The organism is Moorena sp. SIO3I8 (genome assembly GCF_010692325.1).
Taxonomy (GTDB): domain Bacteria; phylum Cyanobacteriota; class Cyanobacteriia; order Cyanobacteriales; family Coleofasciculaceae; genus Moorena.
Map to the genome: position 1 here is coordinate 1 of NZ_JAAHHW010000255.1, position 2,949 is coordinate 2,949.

1 protein-coding gene is annotated in these 2,949 nt (G+C 42.9%); it reads right to left on the minus strand.

The window, feature by feature from the left end:
* Positions 1 to 308: 308 nt before the first annotated feature.
* The gene (locus F6K51_RS35815; RefSeq protein ID WP_229415561.1) at positions 309 to 2,702 is read right to left on the minus strand and encodes an HAD-IIIC family phosphatase; all 2,394 of its coding nucleotides are present in this window, start codon (positions 2,700 to 2,702) and stop codon (positions 309 to 311) included.
* Between the last annotated feature and the right edge of the window lie 247 nt (positions 2,703 to 2,949).

Sequence of the window (2,949 nt, forward strand, 5' to 3'; positions counted from 1 at the left end):
TGCCTGGTCAATAAAGCAAGTAGAGACGTTATAATAACGTCTCTACTTAAGCTTTTTTGACCAGGCTTACATAACATTAGCTGTTTACATGGTCTTGATGCAATAGCGAGTGGCGCATGGGTCTGTGTGGGGAACTTGCTTCCGCACCTGTCAGCCATGCAAAGGGCGAGTGGGGGAGAACCCCGCATGATGGCACTGCCTCCCCAAGACTCCGCTGCATTGCTTCCGAAGCATGGGCGTTCTTCCGACGGCTGAATTGTGATCACCTACTGGAAACAATTTTTACTGCTCACAGCTGCAAGGATAATTCAGACTAAGACATTAACCAGCATCTTTACATGCCCAGGCTTCTTAGGAGAGTTTGCCACCTCAGCTTCTAGAAGGTCTGATTGCTTTTGCTCAAAACCCATGTTCAAAAGAAAAGTCTTTACTTGCTCATTCCGTGGACCTGAATGGAAAGGAGCAAGAATCCTCTTCAAATCCTTCTGAGTAGCAAAATCAAACATTGTGTATAAAAATGCTTCTTCTACTCCACGTCCTAGAGCACGACAACTCATTAGAAAAGTATCTAGAAGCAAAGATCCGTTTTCCGGTTTGAGAATCCCTACACCAACCAAACCATAATCACCAAAGCGGTCTTTAAGACTCAGTACCAAAATAGATGAAGATTTTTGAATCTCTTGAATTTCGGGCAAAGAACGGCGAATTAAAGACAAGTTAAACTGATTGGTTTTCTGGGTCAGTTGTGCTACCCGTGGCAAATCTCTTTCCTCCGCCAAGCGAATTTCGGCAACCAATTCTAAGGATTCTAGATAATTCTCAAGGTTGCTTACGCTTTGCTGAAAGTCTCGACGCTGTTGCTCCTGAACCATCAATTGTGTTCGGATCGTATCTTCGGCAGTAAGACTACGGGCATCAAAACACCAGAGCTTTGATAGAGTTTCAGCATAATATGCCGGATCCTTTGGCATGGGAACAACGGTTACCTCTGGAGTATTAGTCTCCACCTCAAGACGCTCGACCGGTGAATCATCCATAAACACAAAAGAATCCAAGCCTAAGTTTAATTCTTTAGCTAGTTCCTGCAAATTAGCTGATTTCTTCTGCCAGTTAATTCGATGACCAGCAATATCTCCTCGGCGAAGTATCATTTCAGGATGGTTTTCAAATACATTCCAGACATCCGCTTCCTCATTTTTGCTCACCAGCACTAGCAAAACACCGCCTTTTTTCAAATCTAGAACCATTTCCTGAAAAAGACGAAAACTACGACCCGGATAGTCGTTGCTCAATGCTAAACCATCAATGCCATCTTCGCCGACTACACCTCCCCATAAGGTATTATCGCAGTCAAGTGCTAGAACTTTTTTCGCCGGAAGGAATATGCTACGAACCAAACGTGTAATTGCAATTCCGAGTTTCTGATACACAGTCTGTGAATAGGGAGCGCGAGCTATCACCTCCAATGAGGCATCACTGGCATTCTGTCGTCCAACTTCCTCAACAACGCTCTTGAAGTCTAAGATATGGATACCTTCTATTTTTTCTAGTTGCTCCTGCCACCAAAGGCGCAGTTTCTCCACCTGCAGGTCTTTTCCTTGAAAAAATGGCGAAACTACTGGGGGTAAATTTGAAACAATCAGACCTTTTTTCCTTGAGGCATAACTAATGATTGCTTCCAGTAGTTGACCAGCTCTAATCATTCCATCAGGATCTCCGTCAGAGATCAAATCCTCTGGACGAGTAAGCACCACATTTAACCCGTTTTGGTTATTAATAAAATCGCTATTGGGAGAAAGAAGAGTTTGCTCCAATTGGTTGAATTCAGCGAATTCTACAGAAAATGGCATTTGGAAAGCTCGGCACCAAAGTTCCAAAGTCGAACCTAAAGGTTGTACAGTAAAAGTCGCCGCGACAACAATGGTTTTTTTGGCTTGCGCTTGCACTACTTCCTCTTGAGAAAGACGGGCAAGAGCCTGAGTTACTGTTTCTGGAGGATAAAGGGGAAGAAGTTCTGGGTTGGCAGGTATTGCGTTGGTATTTCCATCAGGGGGTGATTCAGCCACCGAACTATCTGGAAGGTCATTATTGGTATGGGCGAAAATTAGCTCCTCAATGGATTTTCGGGAATCCAGTTTGAAGATTTCCCTGGGGGGAACGCGAATTGCAAAACGATCGTACAATGAAGCAGCAATTGCCATTTTGGCTAGGGAGTCCCATGCCATACAGTTATAGCTATCTAGCTCATCCGTGATTTCTTCTGGGGGCAAATGAATAGCATTAGCAATTATGGCATTTAATTCAGATTGATTTATCTGCTGAACTGAAGACTGTACTTCTGGACTATCCGAATATTCATGTCGTTTTCGGATCAAAACTGCCGGATTGCCACCCCAGACTTCCCCACGTCCAATGCGCGTGTATGGCAGCACATTGCTTCCTGCTTCTACAATACCTCCCTCGTCAATTTTGACCCCTATTCCAATTCGGCTATTTCCACCGATGGTACTGTAGTTTCCAATAACAATCGGCTCTGATGTATATTTCAGTTGTCCGTTAGATATGTTAAGAGCATGAGCGACGATACTGCATTCACTACCAATCACGACCTGATCACCTATGTATGTCAAATCTGGATCCTCTAACCATGGCACGACTATGCTTTTTTCGCCGATATGTATCTTAGGAGCATAAGAGCGCATCACCAGATTTCTTATCCATAACAACGTGATTGGGGGAAGCTTGACATAATTTATAAATGGTAATGTATCGATTAATAACTTTCGCCTATAAGCGATCATTGTCGGTAAGTATTTTATCAGTAAAATAAGCTCTTGAATAGTAGTAATTTGATGATTTAATTGTATGGTTTTAGGTTTTTCAAAAAACGAAAATAGTAGAGCTATATCTAGGGAACTTATACTAATAAATAGAAACAACCAGACAACG